The sequence below is a fragment of the Evansella sp. AB-rgal1 genome (assembly GCF_041820985.1).
GTDB lineage: Bacteria > Bacillota > Bacilli > Bacillales > Salisediminibacteriaceae > Evansella.
In genome coordinates this window covers 1-704 of record NZ_JBGUAU010000082.1, presented here as the reverse complement: position 1 = coordinate 704, position 704 = coordinate 1, and the positions used below count along the sequence as shown (strand labels likewise).

The 704-nt window shown below is 33.5% G+C and carries 1 protein-coding gene; it reads right to left on the bottom strand.

Annotated features, from left to right (window positions below):
• The coding region (locus ACERII_RS25865) for a DUF4372 domain-containing protein (RefSeq protein ID WP_373645866.1) at nucleotides 1-573 on the bottom strand (573 nt) is incomplete at its 3' end.
• Nucleotides 574-704 lie beyond the last annotated feature (131 nt).

Here is a 704-nt window from a genome sequence, read left to right as displayed (position 1 = left end):
GACATACATGCATTCTTTGTCATCAACCATGACTTCAAGTTGATTACGATCATGTTCTTTAGCGGTTGTAATCAAGGCCTTCTCAGGATATGACATTCCTTTTTCCATGAAAACTAGTCGCAAATGTAACTTTACACCAGCTTTTGTTTTACGAAACTTTGCCCAATTATGGTTGGTTAAATTTAATGGTATGGTACTTGAGTCAATGACCTTTAATGGCATGATAAGTTTCGTGTAATGTGTCTTGGCATGTATTTGTCCGACTAAATCAAGGAATAACCCTTGAAATAAATCTGGATTCATTCCATTTAATCGGCGCGAAAGCTGAGAAATACTGATGGAGTCAAGATCAATACCTTTTTGAAGTTGATCATCAAACAAACAATCACTTAGCGCATGGAGACTTTCTACCTCTTCTAGCTGTGCAAAAAGTAATAACTTCAAGAATGATTCCGTCGTAAGTTTTTTCGTATAAAGATCTAATTTCAATGTTTTCACTTGTTCTTCAAATAGTTGAAAATTTATTGGTGAAAACCATTGTCCAAATGAAGTTTTTCGTGTAATCTTATCCATGAGATTGGTCCTTTTTATTGGATTTGGACGGGATTACCACCTGACTTATCCATTATAAAGGACTTTTTCTTTGCACAAAATAACTTTATTGAACATTTTGAGTATTTTTAATAGTTAAACTAAATTAATGC